18 protein-coding genes are annotated in these 22,606 nt (G+C 55.7%); 9 read left to right on the plus strand and 9 right to left on the minus strand.

Annotation, left to right across the window (positions count from 1 at the left end; all coding sequences use genetic code 11):
* Positions 1-71: 71 nt before the first annotated feature.
* The gene (locus AUQ42_RS00400) at positions 72-557 is read left to right on the plus strand and encodes an Lrp/AsnC family transcriptional regulator (RefSeq protein ID WP_231856631.1); all 486 of its coding nucleotides are present in this window, start codon (positions 72-74) and stop codon (positions 555-557) included.
* Positions 558-656: 99 nt separating this feature from the next.
* Here AUQ42_RS00400 and AUQ42_RS00405 read toward each other — a convergent pair whose 3' ends face one another.
* From AUQ42_RS00405 to AUQ42_RS00425, 5 genes are all read right to left on the minus strand, one after another.
* Positions 657-1,409, minus strand: a complete 753-nt coding sequence (locus tag AUQ42_RS00405) for an ABC transporter ATP-binding protein (protein ID WP_068516972.1) — start codon at positions 1,407-1,409, stop codon at positions 657-659.
* Positions 1,406-2,167, minus strand: a complete 762-nt coding sequence (locus tag AUQ42_RS00410; protein ID WP_068516973.1) for an ABC transporter ATP-binding protein — start codon at positions 2,165-2,167, stop codon at positions 1,406-1,408. Before AUQ42_RS00410 ends, AUQ42_RS00405 begins: the two co-directional genes overlap by 4 nt.
* 3 nt (positions 2,168-2,170) lie before the next feature.
* A complete protein-coding gene (locus AUQ42_RS00415) occupies positions 2,171-3,349 on the minus strand; it encodes a branched-chain amino acid ABC transporter permease (protein WP_068516974.1) in 1,179 nt (392 codons plus the stop codon).
* Position 3,350: 1 nt separating this feature from the next.
* On the minus strand, positions 3,351-4,367 hold the full coding sequence (locus AUQ42_RS00420; protein ID WP_068516975.1) for a branched-chain amino acid ABC transporter permease: 1,017 nt from the start codon (positions 4,365-4,367) through the stop codon (positions 3,351-3,353).
* A gap of 118 nt (positions 4,368-4,485) precedes the next feature.
* A complete protein-coding gene (locus AUQ42_RS00425) occupies positions 4,486-5,847 on the minus strand; it encodes an ABC transporter substrate-binding protein (protein ID WP_114113046.1) in 1,362 nt (453 codons plus the stop codon).
* A 201-nt stretch (positions 5,848-6,048) separates the two neighbouring features.
* Between AUQ42_RS00425 and AUQ42_RS00430 the strand changes: the two genes are divergently transcribed.
* The 4 genes from AUQ42_RS00430 to AUQ42_RS00445 all read left to right on the plus strand — a co-directional run bounded on the left by AUQ42_RS00430 (position 6,049) and on the right by AUQ42_RS00445 (position 11,230).
* The gene (locus AUQ42_RS00430) at positions 6,049-7,629 is read left to right on the plus strand and encodes a helix-turn-helix domain-containing protein (RefSeq protein WP_068516976.1); all 1,581 of its coding nucleotides are present in this window, start codon (positions 6,049-6,051) and stop codon (positions 7,627-7,629) included.
* A 163-nt stretch (positions 7,630-7,792) separates the two neighbouring features.
* Complete coding sequence (locus AUQ42_RS00435) at positions 7,793-8,176, plus strand: response regulator transcription factor (protein ID WP_369813515.1); 384 nt, start codon at positions 7,793-7,795, stop codon at positions 8,174-8,176.
* Positions 8,177-8,267: 91 nt separating this feature from the next.
* Positions 8,268-8,447, plus strand: a complete 180-nt coding sequence (locus AUQ42_RS00440) for a hypothetical protein (protein WP_068516978.1) — start codon at positions 8,268-8,270, stop codon at positions 8,445-8,447.
* 2 nt (positions 8,448-8,449) lie between these two features.
* On the plus strand, positions 8,450-11,230 hold the full coding sequence (locus tag AUQ42_RS00445) for a sensor histidine kinase (protein ID WP_068516979.1): 2,781 nt from the start codon (positions 8,450-8,452) through the stop codon (positions 11,228-11,230).
* 29 nt (positions 11,231-11,259) lie between these two features.
* On the opposite strand, the gene AUQ42_RS00450 is transcribed toward AUQ42_RS00445, so the two are convergent.
* The 4 genes from AUQ42_RS00450 to AUQ42_RS00465 all read right to left on the minus strand — a co-directional run bounded on the left by AUQ42_RS00450 (position 11,260) and on the right by AUQ42_RS00465 (position 15,291).
* On the minus strand, positions 11,260-12,441 hold the full coding sequence (locus AUQ42_RS00450; protein WP_068516980.1) for a CmpA/NrtA family ABC transporter substrate-binding protein: 1,182 nt from the start codon (positions 12,439-12,441) through the stop codon (positions 11,260-11,262).
* A 3-nt stretch (positions 12,442-12,444) separates the two neighbouring features.
* On the minus strand, positions 12,445-13,035 hold the full coding sequence (locus tag AUQ42_RS00455; RefSeq protein ID WP_068516981.1) for an ANTAR domain-containing response regulator: 591 nt from the start codon (positions 13,033-13,035) through the stop codon (positions 12,445-12,447).
* Between the two features lie 134 nt (positions 13,036-13,169).
* The gene (locus AUQ42_RS00460; RefSeq protein WP_068516982.1) at positions 13,170-13,904 is read right to left on the minus strand and encodes a hypothetical protein; all 735 of its coding nucleotides are present in this window, start codon (positions 13,902-13,904) and stop codon (positions 13,170-13,172) included.
* Positions 13,905-13,926: 22 nt separating this feature from the next.
* Positions 13,927-15,291 (minus strand): NarK family nitrate/nitrite MFS transporter, encoded by a 1,365-nt coding sequence (locus AUQ42_RS00465; protein ID WP_068517024.1) that lies wholly within the window; start codon positions 15,289-15,291, stop codon positions 13,927-13,929.
* Between the two features lie 717 nt (positions 15,292-16,008).
* Here AUQ42_RS00465 and nirB point away from each other — a divergent pair.
* The 4 genes from nirB to AUQ42_RS00485 are packed head-to-tail and all read left to right on the plus strand — an operon-like array spanning position 16,009 to position 22,516.
* Complete coding sequence (gene nirB, locus AUQ42_RS00470) at positions 16,009-18,480, plus strand: nitrite reductase large subunit NirB (RefSeq protein ID WP_068516983.1); 2,472 nt, start codon at positions 16,009-16,011, stop codon at positions 18,478-18,480.
* 5 nt (positions 18,481-18,485) lie between these two features.
* Entirely contained in the window at positions 18,486-18,836 is a 351-nt protein-coding gene (nirD, locus tag AUQ42_RS00475) for a nitrite reductase small subunit NirD (RefSeq protein WP_068516984.1), read from the plus strand.
* Positions 18,826-21,534: a nitrate reductase gene (locus tag AUQ42_RS00480; RefSeq protein ID WP_068516985.1), complete on the plus strand. Its 2,709-nt coding sequence runs from the start codon at positions 18,826-18,828 to the stop codon at positions 21,532-21,534. The genes nirD and AUQ42_RS00480 overlap by 11 nt, the downstream gene beginning before the upstream one ends.
* A complete protein-coding gene (locus AUQ42_RS00485) occupies positions 21,506-22,516 on the plus strand; it encodes a siroheme synthase (RefSeq protein WP_068516986.1) in 1,011 nt (336 codons plus the stop codon). The genes AUQ42_RS00480 and AUQ42_RS00485 overlap by 29 nt, the downstream gene beginning before the upstream one ends.
* Positions 22,517-22,606 lie beyond the last annotated feature (90 nt).

Genomic DNA, 22,606 nt, shown 5'->3' on the forward strand with positions numbered 1-22,606 from the left:
CCGCATGCAACGTGCATGCATTTTGGGTTGATTTCCGCCAGCTAATGCACACATCATGCATGATTGTGTAAATGGACGCGTATAACATGCAACTTGATCGACTTGACCTTAAACTGCTTGCGGAATTGCAGCGCGACGGGCGTCTGACCAACAACGATCTGTCAGAACGGATCGGGCTGTCGCCGTCGCAATGTTCGCGCCGTCGTGCCCGGCTTGAAGAAGACAAGGTCATTCGCGGATATCGTGCCGATATCGACCGTCAGAAGATGGGTCTGGGGTTGCTGGTGGTGATTTCGGTGACCCTTGCCACCCATAACCGCGACAATGCCAAACGGTTTGCCCGCCTTCTGGCCGACTTACCCGAAGTCCTTGAAGCCTTTTCCCTGACCGGGGAAATGGACTATCACCTGAAAGTCGCGACCAAAGACCTGGCCGCACTGTCGCATTTCGTCAACGAGGTGCTGCTGCCCCATGATTCCGTGCAACATGTCAAAACATCGATTGTTTTAAACGTGTTAAAGGATTTCGAAGGACTGGCCGTCAGCCCCGATCTTTAGGATCAAAATGGCAAAGGCCGCACCTGCTGGCGCGGCCTTACCTGTCCCGAAGCCCCCCTTACAACAAAGCCTCGGCGACACCCCCCTATTTTTCGGAAATCAGATGGCCAGATACTGGTCACGCAATTCCGCATCATCAAGAACAGCCTGTGCAGTCCCGTCAAAGACGATTTCGCCGCTATCCATGATGATGGCGCGATCGGCAAGTTTCAGGGCCGCGATCGCATTCTGTTCAACGATGATGGTGGTGATGCCCAGTTTCTTGACGTTTTGAAGCGTCTTTTCGATTTCCTGAACAATCACCGGTGCCAGACCTTCGTACGGTTCATCAAGCAGCAATATCTTGATATCGCGCGCCAAAGCCCGCCCGATCGCCAGCATCTGCTGTTCACCACCCGAAAGCGTGATGGCTTCCTGTTCCGCCCTTTCGCCAAGGCGCGGGAACAGCTCATAGATCCGTTCGACCGACCAGCCGATCGGTTCGGCAATCTGGGCCAGCTCAAGATTTTGCTGAACCGTCATGCCCGGAATGATCCGGCGGTCTTCTGGAACAAGCTGCAATCCGAGACGGGCGGCCTGCCACGCCTTCATGGTGTGCAATGGCTGATGATCAAGCCAGATTTCCCCATGTTTGACTTCCGGGTCGGACATGCGGGCCAGCGCACGCAGGGTCGATGTTTTTCCCGCCCCGTTTCGGCCAAGAAGAGCCAGAATTTCGCCTTCGCGGATGTCAAAGGACACCCCCTGAACGATATAGCTTTCACCATAATAGGCGTGCAGGTCATAGACCGAGAAAAAGGCCGGGTCGCCGCCCTGTTTGCGGACAGGTTCCTGTTTTGGCAGCGCGTTCATACTGCTTCCCCTCCGAGATAGGCTTCTTTTACTCTGGGATCATTGCGGACTTCTTCGGGCGTGCCTTCGCAAATGATCGCCCCCTGTGCCAGCACGCTGATGCGATCGGCCAGACTGAAGACAACATGCATGTCATGTTCAATGATCACTTTGGTCATGCCGCGTTCCTTGATCCGTTTGAGCAGATCAATCGTGCGATTGGTATCATGACGCGACATGCCCGCCGTCGGCTCATCAAGCAGGAACAGCTTGGGATGCTGTCCCAGACACATGGCCAGTTCGAGACGCCGTTTGTCACCGCGCGACATCGATCCCGCGAGATTGTCCTTTTGCGAAATCAGCCCGACATCTTCCAGCAGATGTTCGGCATGTTCGCGGATCTCGTTTTCGGCAAACAGGCTTTTGAGGAAGCCCAACTTGAACTCGCCATCGCGCTTGGCAAAGGCGGGAACCATCACATTTTGCAAAAGCGAGAGTTCCGGGAAAATTTCCGGGGTCTGGAACACACGCGCCACACCAAGCTGGTTGATTTCGTGGGGCTGCTTGCCGGTCAGAACCTGATCGCCAAGCAGAACCCGCCCGCGATTGGGGGCAAGACGCCCGACAATCACGTTCAGCAAGGTCGATTTCCCGGCACCGTTCGGTCCGATAATGGCGTGAACCGTGCCTTCCTTGACCCGAAGATTGATGTCGGAAAGCGCACGCAAACCGCCAAAATTCTTGTCTACATCGGTTACATCAAGAATGTATTCAGACATTGATCAGACCTCCCCCGCCGATGCTTGTTCTTTTTCTTTGTTTTCATGTGCGCCGGATTTCGGTTCGGCCTTGTTGCGGTTGGTGACCAGTCGTGCAAGACGGCTGATCCCTTCCATGATGCCACCAGGCAGGAAGATCACGATCAGCATAAAGACCAGACCAAGGGTCAGGTGCCAGCCTTCGCCAACGAACAACCCGACCACAGCCGCAACCGGATGCGCCAGCCAGTCCGGCAGGAACGAAAAGGCATTCAGAAGCACCGTCTCGTTAAAGGCCGAGAAGATGTTTTCGAAATACTTGATGATACCCGCACCAAGCAGTGGACCGATCAGGGTGCCGACGCCGCCAAGAATGGTGATCAGAACCACCTCGCCCGAGGCCGTCCACTGCATGCGTTCCGCACCGGCAAGCGGATCGGTCACCGCCAGAAGCGACCCGGCAAGCCCGGCATACATCCCCGAAATGACAAAGGCCGTCATCAGATAGGGCCGGGTATTGTACCCGGTATAGCCCATGCGGTTCTGGTTGGACTTGATCGCGCGCAGTTTAAGCCCGAAGGGCGAACGGAAAATGCGCAGATAGATAAAGAACGAAATCAGCATCAGGGCCGCACAGATATAAAAGCCCGAATAGCCGATCCCTTCGATCCCGAACAGGTTCGGGGTCGGAAGCGACGCATCGGCTTCGATCCCGGCCATCCGGTCGAGAACGCGCGCATCACCCTGGGTCAATTGCAGACCGGTTTCACCATTGGTGATCGGGGTCAGCACCGAATAGGCCAGGTTATAGGACATCTGCGCAAAGGCCAGCGTCAGGATCGAGAAGTAAATCCCCGACCGGCGCAAGCTGACAAACCCGATGGCAAGAGCAAACAGACCCGACAGGATGGTGCCAAAGATCAAAGCCGGAATGACATTCATCGACAGCAGCTTGAACGACCAGACAGCGGTGTAGGACCCCACCCCGAGAAAGGCCGCATGCCCGAATGACAGATAACCGGTCAACCCGAACAGAATGTTATAGCCGATGGCAAAAATGCCAAAGATCATGAATTTCTGCATCAGATCGGGATAGGCCGCACCAAATGGCTGCAACCAGATCGGCATGGTCAGGACCACCACCGACAGGATCGCCATGTAAAGAAGGTCCTGCTTGGGGGAGACGATTTTTGTGTTTGTCATTTTAGCTCTCCATCACGCCCCGACGACCCATCAGACCACGCGGGCGGGTCAGCAGAATGACGACGGCAACAAGGTAAATGATGATCTGGTCAATGCCCGGGAAGATGTCTTTCACTTCGGTCATGGACGAGAAGGATTGCAGAATGCCCAGTAGGAAACCTGCAAGCACCGCACCGGGCAAGGAGCCCATACCCCCGACAACCACCACAACAAATGACAGTACAAGGAAGTCCATGCCCAGATGATAATCCGGTGGCAGGACAGGCGTGTACATCACCCCGGCAAGACCGGCGACCACCGCCGCGATGCCAAACACAATCGTAAATCGCCGTTCGATATTGATGCCAAGAAGTTCGACCGTTTCGCGGTCTGCCATGCCCGCACGCACCACCATCCCATAGGTGGTGAAATGCAGGAACGAAAAGACAAGCCCGATGGTCAGAAGCGAGAAGGCCAGATAAATCAGACGCCACCACGGATAGACAACCGACTCACCCAATCCGAAAACCGCACCGATTGCCGCAGAACCCGCCACAATATCAGGGGCACCTTGCGGGATCGGGTTGGCCCCGAAAAAGGATTTGACCAGTTCCTGCAACACAATGGCCAGACCAAAAGTCACAAGGATCTGTTCGGCGTGCGGACGCTTGTAGAAATACCGGATCAGACTGCGTTCCATCACAATACCGATCAACAGCATCACGGGTATCGCCAGTATGATCGAAAGCGGCACGGACCAGTCAATGATCGCCTTGCCGGTTTCACCGAACCAGACTTCGAGATAAGGGGTTTCCTTATAGGCATCAAAGAAGGTCACGGACTCATCCTTGACCCGCACAGACAAGGTCAGGATTTTTTCGAGCGTAACAGCACAAAAGGCGCCCATCATGAAAATGGCGCCATGGGCAAAGTTCACCACGCCAAGCGTGCCGAACACCAAAGTCAGGCCAAGTGCAATCAGCGCATAGGCCCCGCCCTTGTCCAGACCGTTGAGAATTTGAAGAAATATAGCGTCCATCAGTTATCCGCCGCGTATTCGTAAAGGACTTAATGAAAAGACCGTTGGGACATCTTGAGGGGCAAAATGGGCCGACCACTGGGAAATGGCCGGCCCTGCTTGCATCACTTGGGCTGTATCAGACCTGATACGGGCCAAGCTCCCCACCGAACATGTCGGCCGGATACTCAACCTGCGAACGCGGTACCTGTTTGACGACTTCAAGAAGGTCAAAGTTGGACTGCGGTTCCTGTTTACCACGCACCACAAGAACATCCTTGAAGCACTGGTGATCTTCCGCACGGTACAGGGTCGGACCATTGCCCGCGCCATCGAACTCGAACCCTTCGAGCTGCTTGATGACTTCCCAGGGTGCGAACGTACCGGCCATTTCACAGGCGTTTGCATAAAGCAGCGTCTGGACATAGCAGGTGTGTGCAGCCTGGGACGGCGGGAAGCCGTATTCCTGACCGAAGGATTTGACAAAGGCCTGCGAACCCGGATCGGTCAGCGACCAGTGCCAGTTGGTGGTCCCCAAAATGCCCTTGGCAGCATCACCGGCACCCTGTGCCATCAGGCGCGAATACAGCGGAACAACGATTTCGAAGTTCTTGCCATTGACCTGTTTGTCACGCAGACCGAACTGAACCGCCTGGGTCAGGGAGTTGACCATGTCCTTGCCATAGTGGTTCAGGATCAGAACATCCGCACCCGAGTTCAGAACCGGCGTGATATACTGCGAGAAGTCACCCGCACCAACCGGGGTCCGGACGGTGTTGACGGTTTCCCAACCGATATTCTCGGTCGCGGCCTTGATCGATTCTTCCTGGGTCCAGCCCCAGGTATAATCCGCCGTCAGGTGATAGGCGCGGCGATCGGTGCCATATTCATCCTTGAGCACCGGCGCAATTGCCTGACCGGACATATAAGCGTTGAAGAAGTGGCGGAAGCCATAACGCTTTCTGTCCTTGCCCGTGGTGTCGTTGGAGTGGGTAAGACCCGCCATGAAGATGACGCCCATTTCCTGGCAAAGACCCTGAACGGCAATCGCAACACCCGATGACGAACCACCGGTAACCATTGCGACATTGTCTTTTTCGATCATGCGCTTGGCAGATGCACGTGCGGCATCGGACTTGGTCTGGGTATCGCCGGTCACGAACTCGACCTTCTTGCCGAGAATACCGTTTCCTTTGAGTTCAAGCGGCTTGATGGTGTTGAGCATGCCGCCGTCACCTTCACCATTCAGGTGCTTGACCGCAAGCTGATAGGCACGCAATTCGTCAGCGCCTTCGTCGGCATACGGACCGGTCTGCGGTACGTTGAAGCCGAGTTTCACACTGCCTGAACTACCCGGATCGCCACGGAAAGTCTGGGCGTGGGCATTCTTGATGAAATGCATCGGGAACGTGCCACCGATCAGCGCCGCACCGGTCGTCGCAGCTGTCCCCTTCAGGATCGTACGACGAGTTACATTTCGGGTATTTTTAGTCTCCGACATGGTTTTCCTCCCCAATGTCTTGGGATCTGTTTCAGAGAAATCTGAGGTCTGTTTTCTGGTTGGTTTTTTTCACGACCTGTCAAAACAATGGCCACGTTCTGAAAATGAATCAACACTGAGTTGATATATAACGATTTTTTTGTAAATATATTGGCGAGAGAGATGAAAATTTGTAAATTTTGTCAAGATTGAGGTCGCCACATGTCCCGCCAGGCCCCCATCGGACACCGCATTCGCGGCCGCCGCAAAGATATCGGCATGACGCAAAATGCCCTGGCAAAAGCCGCCGGGATTTCGCCGAGCTATCTGAACCTGATTGAACATAACCGCCGGTCGATCGGCGGCGGGTTGCTGATGCGGATCGCAGCCGTTCTGGACATCCATCCCCACACCTTGTCGGGATCGGAAGAAGGCCGCCTGCTTGCAGATCTGAGCGAAGCCGCATCCGATCCGGTTTTTTACAATACCCCGATCGAAAGCCGCGAATTCCCCGCGATGATTGCAGCAGCACCGGGAATGATCAGCGCGTTTCTTGCCCTGTACCGTGCCTATCGCAGCGGCCTTGACGAGGTCGACGCCTTGTCCGAACGCCTGAGCCACGATCCGTTCCTGACCGAGGCCAGCCATTCGATCCTGACGCGGATCACATCGATCCGCACAGTTGCCGAGATTTTTGATGATTACGACAACCTGTCACCGCAACAGCGCGCCCGGTTCAACGCAACACTGGTCAAGGAATCCCATCGGCTGGCGGAATCCGCGACCGAGATTTTCAACTTTCTTGAACGCGGAAATGCCGGGCGCCCGGCCAACAACCCGGCCGAAGAAGTCGATGATCTGCTTTATGACAATGCCAACTACTTTCCAGCCCTTGAAGACAGTGCCGCCAGACTGCGCCCCGAGATTGATCCCGATGGCGGACTTTATCTGACCGATCTGATCAATTACCTTGAAAGTGCGCATAATATCCGGGTCGAACGCCTGCCGTCCGAAGACTTTGCCACCAACGGATATCACTGGGACACAGAACAAAAAACGTTGCGCATTTCGCGCGCGCTTCCGATCACATCGGCGCGGTTTCAGGCCGCCCGAACCATCTGCAAACTTGAAGCTGGTGATACGGTCAATGCGGTTCTTGCCACCGCCAATATCAGCAGCGATGCCGGACGCATGCGCGCCTATGAGGCGTTGATATCCTATTGCGCGGCGGCACTTATCCTGCCCTATGATGCGTTTCTGGCCGATGCGCACGATCTGCGCCACGATATCGAATTGCTTCAGCAACGCTATGCGGCAAGCTGGGAGCAAATCTGTCACCGGCTGACCACATTGCGACGCCCCGGCGCAGAAGGTGTCCCTTTTCACCTGATCCGCACCGACATCGCCGGCAATATTTCCAAACGATTTTCGGCATCCGGCCTGCAATTGCCACGATATGGCGGCGCCTGCCCGCGATGGGCCGTGCATGAGGCATATCTGGCGCCGGAACGGGTGATTTCGCAATTCGTGCGCCTGCCTGACAACAGCGAATATCTGTTTGTGGCCCGGGCCTTGCGCACCGGGGCTGGCGGCTATGGCACGCCGCAATCGGTTCATTCGGTCATGATCGGCTGCGACACGGCATTTGCCAATGAGGTGATCTATGCCGATGCCTTGCCGCTTGAACGTCCGGAATCCGCCGTTCCGGTCGGCATTGCCTGTCGCCAGTGCCCGCGTGAAGATTGCGCACAGCGCGCCTATGAAATGTCTGACACCGCCGATGGCCGGTCCAGTCGGGCGTAATGGCGCGCACGGTCGGAACCCCGGGTTGTTTTCACCGGCATTTTGCCGGCTGGCAACCGCACAAACCCGCCAGATTTGCCCCCACCCAAAGTAGCATTATAATTCCTTAAATTAACAGATAGGATTACCATCATAAGAATCAGAAAAATCGGGGAGAATGTCCTTGAATGAGAGACCAAAGGTCCTGATTGCTGAAGATGAGGAAACCATTGTCGAATCCCTAAGCTTTCTTATGGAAAAGGAAGGCTATGACGTGCGTGTGGCCACCGACGGCCAGACCGCGATTTCCATGATCGCCCGCGATGCGCCAGACATGGTTTTGCTTGATGTCATGATGCCCGGCTGTGACGGGTTTGAAGTCGTGCGCGCGGTGCGCAGCGATGCCAATACCAAACTGATCCCGATCATGATGCTGACGGCCAAAACCCGCGAAGTTGACCGGCGCAAGGGGCTGGAACTTGGCGTTGACGATTTTGTCACCAAGCCGTTTTCGACCCGCGATGTGGTGTCGCGGGTGCGTGCCCTACTTGAACGGGCAGATAACTGAAAACACCGCATAAAGACCGTTTTCCGACCGACAATCAGGAGACATTCCCATCACGCCACCCCGCAGACTGACAGAACGTGCGCTTGCCCTGATGCTGGTCGCCCTGTTTCTCTGGATACCGCCACTTGTCGGGATGTTTTCCCTTGATGGCATGGTATTCGGGTTGCCGATCCTGTTTGTCTATTTCTTTGCCGGCTGGGGAATTCTGATCATATTTTGCGCGCTGTTGACGCGCGCCCTGCGCAACGCGGCGCAATCCGAGGGGCGATAAAAATGCTGTCCTCGGAACTGGTGATTTTCGTTTCGCTTTTTTATGTCGGGCTGCTTTACACCATTGCCTGGTGGGGCGACAAACGGGCCCGCGATGGGCATTCCTGGGTCCGGAACCCGACGGTCTATACCCTGTCGATTGCAGTTTACTGCACATCCTGGACATTTTATGGCGCGGTTGGAACGGCGGCGCGCAACGGACTGGAATATCTGACGATCTATCTTGGTCCGACGGTGATTTTCCTGGGCTGGTGGTTTTTGTTGCGCAAGATGCTGCGCATTTCCAAGGCCCATCGCATCACCTCCATCGCCGACTTCATTTCATCGCGTTACGGCAAAAGCACCCAGCTTTCCGTGCTTGTCACCCTGATCGCGGTTGTCGGCACCACGCCCTATATCGCGCTTCAGCTCAAGGCGATTGCAACCAGCTATACGGTTTTAACCGTCTGGGACCATGGCATGGTCGAAACCGCACAGCACAGTCTTTCGATCTTTTCCGATAGCGGTTTCTGGGCGGCCCTGGGCTTGGCGCTATTTGGCATTCTGTTTGGCACGCGTTTTATTGATGCCGATGAACATCACGAAGGCATGGTTGCCGCCATCGCCTTTGAAAGTCTGGTCAAGATGTTCGCCCTTCTGGCGGTCGGCATTTTTGTCTGCTTTGTGATGTATGGCGGGATCGGTGATCTGTTTGCACAGGCCGCGGCCAATCCCGATACGGCGCAATTGCTGCTTTTGCGCGAAGACAGCGCGCCGCGTTGGCTGACGCTTATGATGCTGTCGATGGCGGCAATCCTGTGCCTGCCGCGCCAGTTTCAGGTGATCATTGTTGAAAATGTCGATGAACGCCATCTTGCCACGGCCAGCTGGGCCTTTCCGCTTTATCTGTTGTTGATGAACCTGTTTGTGTTGCCCATCGCCCTTGCCGGGCTTGGCGCCCTGCCCGCCTGGGCGGACCCGGACTTTTTCGTCATTTCCGTACCACTGTTTGAAAACCAGTCGATGCTGGCACTGCTGGCCTATGTCGGCGGGCTTTCGGCCAGCACAAGCATGGTGATTGTTGCCACCATCGCATTGTCGACCATGGTTTGTAATGACCTGATTGTCCCCGCACTTTTGCGCATCAAGCCGCTGCGTCTGACCGAACGCGATGATCTGACCGGACTTTTGATTTTCATCCGCCGCGCATCGATTGTTGTCGTGGTGTTTTTGGGCTTTGCATACTACCGGTCGGCGGGGGCCACCGATGCACTGGCCGAAATCGGACTGATTTCCTTTGCCGCCACCGCGCAATTCATTCCGATCATGATTGGTGGCCTTTACTGGAAAGGCGGCACCAAAACCGGCGCGCAGGTCGGGCTTGTCGTCGGCTTTGCGCTGTGGGGATATACCCTGTTGCTGCCATCCCTTGCCGATAGTGGCTGGATGGACCCGGCCCTGATCCAGAACGGCGCATTCGGGCATCCGTGGTTGCGGCCCGAAAACCTGCTGGGCCTGACCGGATTTGCCCCGCTGACCCATGCGCTGATCTGGTCGATTTCGCTTAATACCGCCTTTTACGTGCTGATCAGCCTGTTCACCCAGCCAAGCGCGCTTGAACGTATTCAGGCGACCCTGTTTGTCGATGCCTTTTCGCGCAAAGGACAGGATACGGTGATCTGGCGGTCATCGGCATCGATTGATGATCTGTATGAACTGGTTGAACGGTTTCTGGGACGCGAACGCGCCTTTCATTCCTTCCGCGAATTCGGCTGGGAAAAAGACACATCCTGGCGCGGCAAGGGCGAAGCAGATGCCGATATGATTGCCTTTACCGAACGATTGCTTGCCGGGTCCATCGGGGCAGCATCGGCGCGCGTGATGGTGTCATCGGTTGCCAAGGGCGAAATGGTCAGTCTTGAAGAAGTCCTTGAGATCCTTGAAGAAACATCACATGTGATCGAATATTCCCAGCGGCTTGAACAAAAATCCCATGAACTGGAAAAAGCCGCCGCCGAATTGCGGGCCGCCAATGACCGGCTCAAGGAGCTTGACCGGCTTAAGGATGAATTCCTGACCATGGTCAGCCATGAATTCCGGACACCTTTGACATCGATCCGGTCATTTTCGGAAATTCTGGTCGATACTCCCAACCTTGAACATGACAAGGTCGAACATTTCCTGTCGATCATTGTCCGCGAAAGCGAACGCCTGACCCGCCTGATTGATGACCATCTTGATCTGGCCCGGCTTGAAGCAGGACATTCAGACTGGCGCGCAGTTGATGTCGATCCGCGTACCGTACTTGATGAAAGTGTCGAAGCGGTCAAGGGACTGTTTGACAGTCGCGCCGTGCAGCTCACGACCGAGTTTTCACGTCAGTCGGTATTGCTGCATGTTGATCGCGACCGCCTGACACAGGTGTTTATCAATCTTTTGTCCAATGCCGCCAAATTTGCCGATCCCGACCATCCCAGCGTCACGGTACGCGGTGAGGCCATGGATGGCGGATATCTGGTATCGATTACCGATAATGGCCGCGGGGTTGCCCAGACCGAACTTGAAACCATCTTCGACAAGTTTTCGCGCAGCGGCAAATATGCCGATGATCAGCCAAAACCATCCGGGTCGGGCCTTGGACTGGCGATTGCCCGCCATGTTGTCGAACATTGCCAGGGAAAAATATGGGCCGAAAGTCCGCCAGGTCAGGGCGCCACTTTCCGGGTATTCATTCCCGGCCAGATCATGGAGGCCATCGATGCGGTCCGCCCGGGCGTTTTCCGCACGGACAGTTTTGGCACCTGATCCCGAGCCCGTCTTCCCGATAGCGCCGATCAGCTGACCTTTTCCGGATCAAAAACCGTATTATCAAGGAAACTGTCCGGCCCGACAAAGGACCGGTCATCGGCATCATTTGCGCCTTCGACCCGCCAGTCATGTTTGGGCACTGCGACATCAAGATCAGCCACCGCCGCGCGATACAGATCGGGGCGATAAACCTGGCGCACCACGGAATTAAGATCGGAATCCGCAGGCACCTGTCCCCAGCGTTTCATCTGTGTGCCAACCCAGCTTCCCTGTGACAGCCACGGGAAGGTGGCGGTATAGCGATAAAACACATGGCGATCAGGGATATCGGTCGGGGCTTCGCCCGGGCGCAGAACCGGCCGCCCGCCCAGCGACGCCTTAAGAATTTCATAGGGCGCACCGACGTTGGATTCTTCAGACAACATTTGCGCCAGTTCGGAACGATTGCCCGGCTGATCGGCCCATTCGGCGGCCCGCACAAGGGCACGAACAAGACCCGATACCGTTTCCGGGCTGGAATTCACCCAGTCTTCGCGAATGCCCAGAACCTTTTCCGGGCTGCGCGGCCAGATATCATCCTTAAGCGCGACAATCACGCCATCGCCATGAAATACCGCGCGCTGGTTCCAGGGCTCACCGACGCAATAACCATCGACCCAGCCATTGCGCAGACTGTCAAACATGCGCGGCGGGGCAATCACACCGATATTCACGTCCCGATCCGGATCGATCCCGGCCGCCGCCATCCAGTAGCGCAGCTCGTAATTATGGCTGGAGAACGGAAATACCGTCGCAAAGGACATGACCGGCCGACCCGCAGCCCGATCTTCATCAATCACCTTTTTAAGGGCGCGGCCCGAAAGTCCGCGCGGGCCATGCATTGCCGCCGGGTCGGCTTCAAGCATGCGCTGATACAATCTGGTTGAAACCGTGATCGCATTTCCGCCGCGCCCCAATGCCATCGGCACGACAATGTGCTGAACCGGGACCCCGCCAAGGCCAAGACGGGCCGCAATCGGGATGCCTGCCAGAAGATGGGCTGCTTCGAACACGCCATAGGACAGCTTGTCGCGAATGGCCGCCCATGACATTTCACGGACCAGTTCCAGATCAATATTTTCCTGCTCGGCAAAGCCCATCGCGCGCGCGACAACCGGTATGGCGCAATCAACAAGCGGGACAAAACCAAGACGAACCTTTTCAGCCATTCCTCAAAACTCCAACTGAAACGCCGTGATGACGCTTTGGGCGATCTCGTAAATCTTGCGATTCTGTTTCATGGCGTTCTTGCGCAGCAGCGCATAAGAATCTTCTTCGGACAGGCCTTTTTCCTTCATCAGGATGCCTTTGGCCCGTTCGATCAGTTTGCGTTCATTGAGTTTTGCCTGCGCCTCGTCGCGTTCGCGTCTGAGCTGATCAAAAACATTGAAGCGCGATATCGCCATTTCGACGATGGGGCGAATGCGGTCCTGTCGCAGACCGTCCACCACATAGGCACTGACCCCGGCCGATACGGCTTCCTGGATCATTGAGGCGTCGCTTTGATCAACAAACATCGCGATCGGGCGGGCAATGGCGCGCGACACCTGAAACATTTGTTCAAGCGTGTCACGGTCCGGGTTTTCCAGATCAATAATGATGATATCAGGCGCCAGCGCCTGAATGCGTTCGACCAGATTATGTGACGTCCCGATACGGGCGACGCGGGCATATCCGCTTTCGACCAGGCCACGTTCGACAATGGCTGCGCGATCGGGATTCTCGTCAATTACCAGAATGTTATATTCTTCCAGCTTTACCAAAATTAACTCTAACTCCCTGACAACCCGGGTGGTCGCGTCTCTCTAACTTATTTTTATCTTCCGATCCGTTTGCAGATTCGGATTACTGCCTAGTGATGAAACAGTATTCGATCCCTAATGGCATCGCTATCGGCTCAAGAATTACAGCGCCCCAAATCAAGCCTTTTTTCCAACTCATCAATAGCGGCTCTAAGCTCAGCCAATTCTAAGTTCAGACGCTTCAATCGCTCTTCTTTCATGTGCCTAAATGGCCAACCATCCGAGGCAATTTTAGTCAAAACATCCAAATTGCAGCGAAATATCTCAGGAACTCCACTCAATTCAATTGACCAGCCCTTAGGGGAGAAGTGCGCAAATTCGTTTCTCAAGCCATGTAACTTTTCGAAGGCTCTTTTCTCCCCCTCAGTCACACTCAGTATATCTCCTGCCCATTCCTGACGTTTATGCTCATTACTCAACATTGAGAACAAAGTTCGGCTATCAGCGATTTTAGTTTCAGGGGCCTTTTCGGGTATATTCGGGAACTTTTCTCTAGCAGTTGGCTCCCCATGCACCGCCCGACATCGGTCCCGCTGATGCCAATCTTGAGAACGCTTGAACGACTTCCGATCCAACGCACCTAAATTCGCAGTTCCCATCAAATGACAAACCATAGCCCCCTGCAGCGCATTATGAAGCGAGAGAATAGCCCATTTGACGAACTGCCGGTCATTTATGGCTTCCGTAACACAAAGGCGACACATGACGATTGACGAAAGAACATCTTCTCGCTCATCGGTATCCAGCCAGACGTCAATCATAGCAGCCTCTTTATCAACACCTTGCAGCCACAAAGCGCTGTGAACCGCCAAAAGCGAGGATACGAGCAATACACTCGTATCCTCGGAACGATCACTCTGCCGGAACCGGCTGTGCAGACGGTGCTGCACCAAGGCGCTCGGCCTGTGCGCTTTCAAATCGTGCCTTTTCTTCGGCCTGCGTTGCCGCTGAGAAGCGAACCGCCAGGGCCGCGAACGAGCAAACAATCACAGCACAACCGAGATAAAGCAAACCTTCCTGATATGTAAGCGCTTCGGACTTGAACAGGAAGCCCGCCGCAACCGCACCGGCATTGCCACCGGCACCAACGATACCGGCAACCGAACCCAATGCCTTGCGATTGACAAACGGCACGATCCCGAAAGTCGCACCTTCGGACATCTGCACAAACAGCGAGAAGACGATCATCACGGCAACCGCAACAGCCAGTGCCTCCATCTGGGAGAAGGCAACAAGTGCGACACCTTCGATGAACAGCGCCATGAACAGGAATTTGACGCGCCCCGAAAGGCCACCCTTGGCGGCAAACTTATCGGAAAACACACCACCCAGCGTGCGGGCAAAAATGTTCATCAGACCAAACAGACCGGCAATCATGCCCGCCGTTGCCAGCGACAATTCAAACTTGTCGAAGAAATAGATCGCCGCAATGTTGTTGATGGTTAGTTCAACGCCAAAGCAGGCAGCATAGACCAGGAACAATGCCCAAACGCGATAATCGGAAACCGCGGCCATCATGCCCTTGGCAGCACCGGCCGTATCATCTTCGGGTTTGAGCGCGCCGCTTTTGCGCATCTCGTCATAGTTGCCTTCCGGGCAATCCGTGGTGAAGACCCAGTAAAGAACAGCAACCACCAGCATGATCGCCCCCGGGAACACCATCGCCAGACGCCAGCCCATGGTTTCCGCAACCCCGAACCCAAGCACCATGGCAAGGATCAGCGGCATGACCATTTGGGTGACACCACCGCCAAGGTTACCCCAGCCAGCCGTCGTGGCATTTGCCGTACCGACGACATTGGGGGCAAACATCATGGATGTATGATACTGGGTAATCACAAAGGATGCCCCGATCGCCCCGATGGCAAGACGCGCCAAAAGGAAGGTTTCATAGCTGTCGGCAAGGCCGATCAGCATGACCGGAAGCGACCCCAGAACCAGAAGCCCGGTATAGGTCTTGCGCGGGCCGATCTTGTCGCAAAGCGGTCCGATCAGAAGCCGCACCAGAACCGTGATGGCAACCGATGCAATGATGGTGCTGCCGATTTCGCTTTTGGTAAGTCCAAGATCATCGCGCACCAGCGGCATCAACGGCGCGATCCCGAACCAGCCAAAGAAGCACAGGAAGAATGAAAGCCAGGTCAGGTGAAAAGTCCGCATCTGAACAGTCTTGAGACTGAAAAGATTTATGCGTGTAGCCTTGTTCTTGATTTCCATAATGTGAAGCCCTTCGTTTAGGTCGCGCAGAGCTTGCGAGATGCTGTGTACGACCGACGGTTTTTCCCCATGGGCCTCTTGCTTCATCTGATGGATTCCGCAGGCGACCCGTCATTCGTATCGGAAAGGCTGCGCGTCCATCGCGCTGCTGTTCCAAACGTCTGATCGTCCGCCGTTGGACGAAGAACTGTGAGCCACCCGTCGTTGGGCCTGCTTTCGTCAAAGCTGCTCACACGGGATGACATGCTGCAAACAGCGCGCCAGTTTTTCGCGATGCGGGATAAAATTTGCAAATTGCTGGAATCCAATGGTTTTGGACGAACGCGCCTGCAAACAGCAATTTTGGATTTTTGCAAATTTTACAATTTTGCATATTTTTTAATCTTGTTGATTTTGCTCTGTTTATTTTTTAATCAAAACCGATTATTCCCTGCATAACAACTCAACCATCCGGATTGCAATCCCCGTTAAATTACAGACGGTTGCAAGATAATTTTCCTCTTTTTCCATTCTGGCACGGGACTTGAATATATCGGGGTATGAGCGCGGGCAGTGTCGCCTGCGGCTCCGGCCGAAAAGCCGATTGCATATATAAAGAATCCAAAGACGGGTTCACCGGATAACGACGTCCGTTGCGAAATGCCTTTTAAAAGAGCAGGCCGCATCGGGCGTTTTTTTGTGCCAACTTCGCATCCCGCGACGAGGAGCCAGAGACAAATGAACCACGTCCCTGCAAACATAAAAGCCGCAAAATCCCGCCTGGTTGTCATTGGCAACGGCATGGCCGGCATGAGAACGGTCGAAGAAATCCTGAACCGGGCACCGGACAAATACGACATCACGGTTTTCGGTGCCGAACCGCGCGTGAACTATAACCGCATCATGCTTTCGCCCCTGCTGTCGGGCGAAAAGAATTTTGACGAAATCGTCATCAACACCCCGGAATGGTATCGCGAAAACAACATCCATCTTTATTCCGGCGACCCGGTTGTTGAAATTGACCGCATCCGCAAGGTCGTCATTTCCAAAAGCGGCACGGAAACCGAATATGACCGTCTGTTGCTGGCCACCGGTTCGGACCCGATCATCATTCCGGTTCCCGGCCACAAACTTTCTGGCGTTGTTACCTTCCGCGATGTCGATGATGTTGACGTCATGCTGGGTGCTGCGTCCAAGGGCGGCCCGGCCGTTGTGATTGGCGGCGGGCTTTTGGGTCTTGAAGCCGCGGTCGGACTTCAGGCACGCGGCATGGATGTGACGGTTTTGCATCTGGCAGGGCACGTCATGGAACGCCAGCTTGATCCGTCTGCGGGTTACCTTTTGGCACAGGAACTTGAACGGCGCGGCATCACTGTAATTACCGAGGCCGACACCGCCGAAATCGTCGGAACGGAAACCGTAACCGGCGTGCGTCTTAAGGACGGGCGCATGATCCCGGCTGATCTGGTGGTCATGGCTGTTGGCATTCGCCCCAACGGGCGCCTTGCCGCAGACACCGGCATCGCAGTCGAACGTGGCATTGTCGTTGACGATGTCATGACCACCAGTGACCCGGCGATCTTTGCGGTTGGCGAATGCGTGCAGCATCGCGGCCAGTGCTATGGCCTTGTCGCTCCGCTGTTTGAAATGGCGAAATCCTGTGCCGATCATTTGACCGAGATTGCGACCGATGGCTACGCCGGGTCGGTCACCTCGACCAAGCTTAAGGTCACGGGTGTTGATGTTTTTTCCGCCGGTGATTTTTCAGGTGGCGGCAATACAGAAGAAATCGTGTTCCGCGATGCCGGACGGGGCGTTTACAAACGCATCGTCCTTGAAGACGGCAAGATCAAGGGCGCGGTTCTTTATGGCGATACCACCGATGGCGGCTGGTATTTCCAGCTGATGAAAGATGGCGAGGATGTTACGGAACTGCGTGACACCCTTGCCTTTGGTCAGGCGTTTGCGGGGGGATCTGCCGGAAACCCTCTTGACGCCGTTGCAGCCCTGCCAGATGACGCAGAAATTTGTGGCTGTAACGGCGTTTGCAAAGGTTCCATCGTTTCTGCCATCACCGAAAAGGGCCTGACGACCCTTGATGAAGTCAAAGGCCACACCAAGGCGTCGGCGTCCTGCGGATCATGTGCAGGGCTGGTTGAAAACCTGCTTGCCGCAACTCTTGGCGGTGATTATCAGGCCGCAACGGTCAAGCCGATCTGCACTTGCACGGAACATGATCATGACAGCGTGCGCCGCCTGATCATTGCCAAGGGCCTTAAATCCATGCCCGCCATCATGCAGGAACTGGAATGGAAATCATCCGATGGGTGCCATGTTTGCCGCCCGGCATTGAACTATTACCTGTTGGCTGCATGGCCGGGGGAATATGTCGATCATGGCGCATCACGTTTCATCAATGAACGCGTACACGCCAACATCCAGAAAGACGGCACCTATTCCGTGGTGCCGCGCATGTGGGGCGGCCTGACCAATCCGCGCGAACTGCGTGCGATTGCCGATGTCGCCGATAAATTCGACATCCCGACGGTCAAGGTTACCGGCGGTCAGCGTATCGATCTTTTGGGTGTGAAAAAGGAAGACCTTCCGGCGGTTTGGGCCGATCTTAATGCCGCAGGCATGGTATCGGGTCATGCCTATGGCAAATCGCTTCGGACCGTCAAAACATGCGTCGGACAGGAATGGTGTCGTTTCGGCACCCAGATGTCGATGAGCATGGGGGTCGAACTTGAAAAAATGACCTGGGGATCCTGGATGCCCCACAAGTTCAAAATGGCCGTATCGGGCTGTCCGCGCAACTGTGCCGAAGCAACCATCAAGGATTTCGGCGTGGTGGCAACCGATGGCGGCTGGGATTTGCATGTTGGCGGCAATGGCGGCATCCATGTCCGCGCGACCGAACTTCTGTGCAAGGTCACGACCGATGAAGAGGTCAAGGAATATTGCGGTGCCTTTATCCAGCTTTACCGCGAAGAGGCCCGTTATCTGGAACGCACCGCACCGTGGATCGAACGCGTTGGCCTGAAACATGTTCAGGAACGCGTTGTTGATGATGCCGAAAATCGCAAGGCCCTGTTTGATCGCTTCATGATCAGTCAGCAAAACGCCCAGAAAGACCCATGGGCCGAACGCGCATCCGAGGGCGTTGACGCCCACGAATTCAAACCCCTTTCGATGGTCGCAGCGGAGTAAGACAGATGACGAACAATCTGACCTGGGTAGAAGTCGGACCCGCTGCCAATATCCCGCAGCAAGGCGCGCGTACCCTGCAAACCCAAACTGATCGCATCGCGATTTTCAGAACCCTTGATGATCAGATCTTTGCCCTGCTTGATCGCTGCCCGCACAAGCAAGGCCCCCTGGCACAAGGCATCGTGCATGGCCATTTCGTCACCTGCCCGCTTCATAACATGGTGTTTTCGCTTGAAACCGGCGAGGCACAGGGCCCCGATGACGGCTGTGCCGCCAAGGTCGAATGCAAGGTCATTGACGGCATGGTGCGGGTTGGCCTGACCGAACTGCAAGCTGGATTGCGCCATGCGGGATGAGGTCAAAACAACCTGCCCCTATTGCGGTGTTGGCTGTGGCCTGATCATTTCGCCAACCCGTGACGGATGGGCTGTCGGCGGCGATCCCGACCACCCCGCCAACCTTGGGCGCATCTGCTCCAAGGGGGCGGCGTTGATCGATACCATCATGGCCGAGACCAAGCGCGATTTTCGCCTGCTTGAACCCGAAGTCGACGGCAAACAGGTCAGCTGGAAAACCGCCATTGCCGAGACCGCCAATCGCCTGCGCGATACCATTGAAAAACACGGCCCGAAATCGGTGGCCTTTTACGTCTCCGGTCAGCTCCTGACCGAGGATTATTATGTCGCCAACAAATTGATCAAGGGCTTCATCGGATCGCCCCATATCGATACCAATTCGCGCCTGTGCATGGCATCGACCGTGGTCGGGCATAAACGTGCCTTTGGCGCGGATGTGGTGCCCGGATGTTACGAAGACCTTGAAATCGCCGATCTGGTCATTCTGACCGGGTCAAATCTGGCATGGTGCCACCCGGTGCTTAATAAGCGCCTGCGTGCGGCCAGGGAAAAGCACGGCACAAAGATTGTCGTGATTGATCCAAGACGGACGGCAAGTTGCGATATTGCCGATTTGCACCTTGCCATCAAACCGGGCAGCGACGTTGCCCTGTTTAACGGTTTGCTGGCCTGGCTTGACCAGACCGGCAATACCGATCTTCGCTACGTCGCCCGCCATGTCAGCGGCTATGAACAGGCCGTGGCAGAGGCCCGGGCCGACTGCCCGGATATCGAGACAACCGCAAAAAAATGCGGGCTCGACCAACAAGACAGCGCCGATGAAACCGGCTCAGGTCTGGGAAAACTGGAAACGTTGTTTAACTGGTTCGCGGCCTTTGATCGTACCGTCACGGTCTTTTCACAAGGCGTTAATCAGTCATCTAGTGGATCGGATAAGGTCAATGCGATCCTTAATTGCCATCTGGCAACCGGTCGTGTCGGAAAACCGGGTTCAAGCCCGTTTTCCGTCACCGGCCAACCCAACGCCATGGGCGGACGCGAAGTTGGCGGCCTTGCCAATCAGCTTGCCGCCCATATGAACCCCAATGATCCGGTCGATATTGATCGTGTCAGACGGTTCTGGAAATCCGATGCCCTTGAACCGGGCGAAGGATACAAGGCGGTCGACATGTTCCGCGCCATTGAAACCGGTGAAATCAAAGCCGTCTGGATCATGGCAACCAACCCGGCAGTCAGCCTTCCGGATGCGGATCGCGTGCGTCTTGCCCTGTCGCGTTGTCCGCTTGTGATTGCATCCGATGTCGTCAATGACACCGACACATTGCGCCACGCCCATATCAAACTGCCCGCCACCGGCTGGGCAGAAAAATCGGGCACCGTCACCAATTCCGAACGGCGCATATCGCGCCAACGCCCGTTCCGCGAGGCCCAGGGCAATGCCAAGCCCGACTGGTGGATCATGACCAAAGTCGCGCGCGCCATGGGGTATGGCAAGGCTTTCAAATACAAGGATCCCGCCGATATCTTTGCCGAACATGCCGCCCTTTCGGAATTTGAAAATGACGGCATGCGGGCCTTTGATATCGGCATCTGGCACAAGGCCAGGAAATCGGCCTATGACGCGATGGAACCGTTTCAGTGGCCGGCTTCTCGCAAACATCAACCGGCCAGCGGTTCCCAACGGCTTTATGGTGATGGCATATTCACCACATCAAGCGGTCGGGCCAAAATGCTGGCAGTTGCGCATATTGCGCCGCAATCCCGAACCAGTCGCAACTTCCCGCTGATTGCCAATAGCGGCCGGTACCGCGATCAATGGCACACCATGACGCGCACCGGAACAGCGGCACGTCTTTCGGCCCATCGCCCGGAACCGCTGCTTGAAATCCATCCAAAGGACGCCGCCAAATTCGGGCTTTCGGATGGTGGCATTGCCCGGATCAAAAGCAGCCATGGTGCGTCCCTGATGCGGGTTCTGGTCACAGATGCACAAATGCCCGGACAGGTTTTCGTACCCATGCACTGGAACGATATCTTTTCGGCAGCAGGCGGGATCGGTCGGCTTTTGCCCCCCAATGTTGACCCCCATTCCGGTCAGCCCGAAAGCAAGCATATCCCCGTTGCCCTCGAACCATTTGCCCCGAAATGGCAGGGATTGCTGTTTTCGAGTACCCCGGTTGACCTTGGCAGTCTGCCCTATTGGGTGGCGGCGACCGGACCGGGCAGCATGATTTATGAAATCGCCGGGTCCGAACCGATGATGTTCAAGTCCCTTTTGCCGATTGCGGCCAATCAGGATGACGAACAGGTCATTGAATATAGCGACAGCAAAAAGGGCATACATCGCTATGCCCGATTGAACGGCGATCGCGTTACCGGCGCCCTTTTCATCGGCCCGGACCGCCCGGCCCTTGGCCGGGATTGGGTTTCAAACCTGCTGGCAACCGATCAGGTCGCACCCCTGGAACGCAATGCCCTTCTGGCCGGGCGGATGCCCGATGCGGGCGCAATTAATGATCGCGTGATCTGTTCATGCTTCTCGGTCGGGCTGGCGGCCATCAGCCGTGCCATTTCTGATCAGAATGCCGTAACGGCCGCCGATATTGGCCGTTTGCTTCAGGCCGGGACCGGGTGCGGTTCGTGCCTGCCGGAAATAAAGGAGATTCTCGATGACGCATTACCGCGCGCCGCAGAATAATCGCGGGCTTACGCCAGATGTTGCTGCCCATGCTGCGACATCTGAAAACTTCGCCTATTTTCCGGCCTTCATACATGTGACCGGCAAAAAGGTATTGGTGCTGGGCGGCGGCGAAGTCGCACTTGGCAAGCTGCGCCTGCTCGTGCGCAGTCAGGCAAAGATCACGGTCGTCGCACCCGAAATCTGCGACGACATTGCCGTGATGGTGGACGAAGGGCGGATCGTTTGGGAAAGCGCGCCCTTCGTCGACACCATGATCAACCGGGCGGTCATGGTATTTGATGCCGCCGATGATCCGTATTTGACCGCACGGGTGCAGGCCGCGACCAGACGGCGCAACATCCTTTTGAATGTGGTCGACAAGACCCCGCATTGCGATTTCATCGTGCCGGCAATCCTTGATCGCGCACCGGTAATGATCACGATATCAACGGGTGCCTGCGCCCCGGCCCTTGCGCGCATCATCCGGCAGCGCCTTGAAACCGTCCTTCCGGCATCCATGGCACAACTGGCCCGCATTGCCCGCGATGCCCGTCAAAAAGTCGCCGATCACCTTCATGACAATGTGTCACGCCAGCGGTTCTGGACCCATTTTTTCCAGCGCGGATTGCAAGAAACCCCGACCGGCACCGCACGCGACAACGATATTGACCATGCCCTGCGCCAGTTCGTTCCCGATGGCAGCAGCGCAACCGTCCCCGGCGGGCAGATCATGAACGCCGAAATCGATGCCGATACTGCCTTTGATCTTCCGCACGGCATCGCGCGCGCGATTGAAACCGCCGATATCGTCTTTCACGAAGACCACATTGCCGAAGATATCCTGACGCTTGCCCGGCGCGATGCCACCCTGATCCCGATTGGTTGCATCAGCCTTGATCACGACCCCGACGCCAAACGTGACAGCATCGAACAGCAAACCAGAATTTTCGCCCGACAGGGTTTCAATATCGTCACCCTGACCCAGGCGATCACGCACTAGATCATCCTGACGTCCATCCGGTTCACCCTGTGGATTATGGCTCCCCGTATTCCACAAAAACTAAAGGCGCGCAAAGTACCCCCTGCGCGC

It is taken from the genome of Thalassospira sp. MCCC 1A02491 (genome assembly GCF_001613785.1).
GTDB lineage: Bacteria > Pseudomonadota > Alphaproteobacteria > Rhodospirillales > Thalassospiraceae > Thalassospira > Thalassospira povalilytica.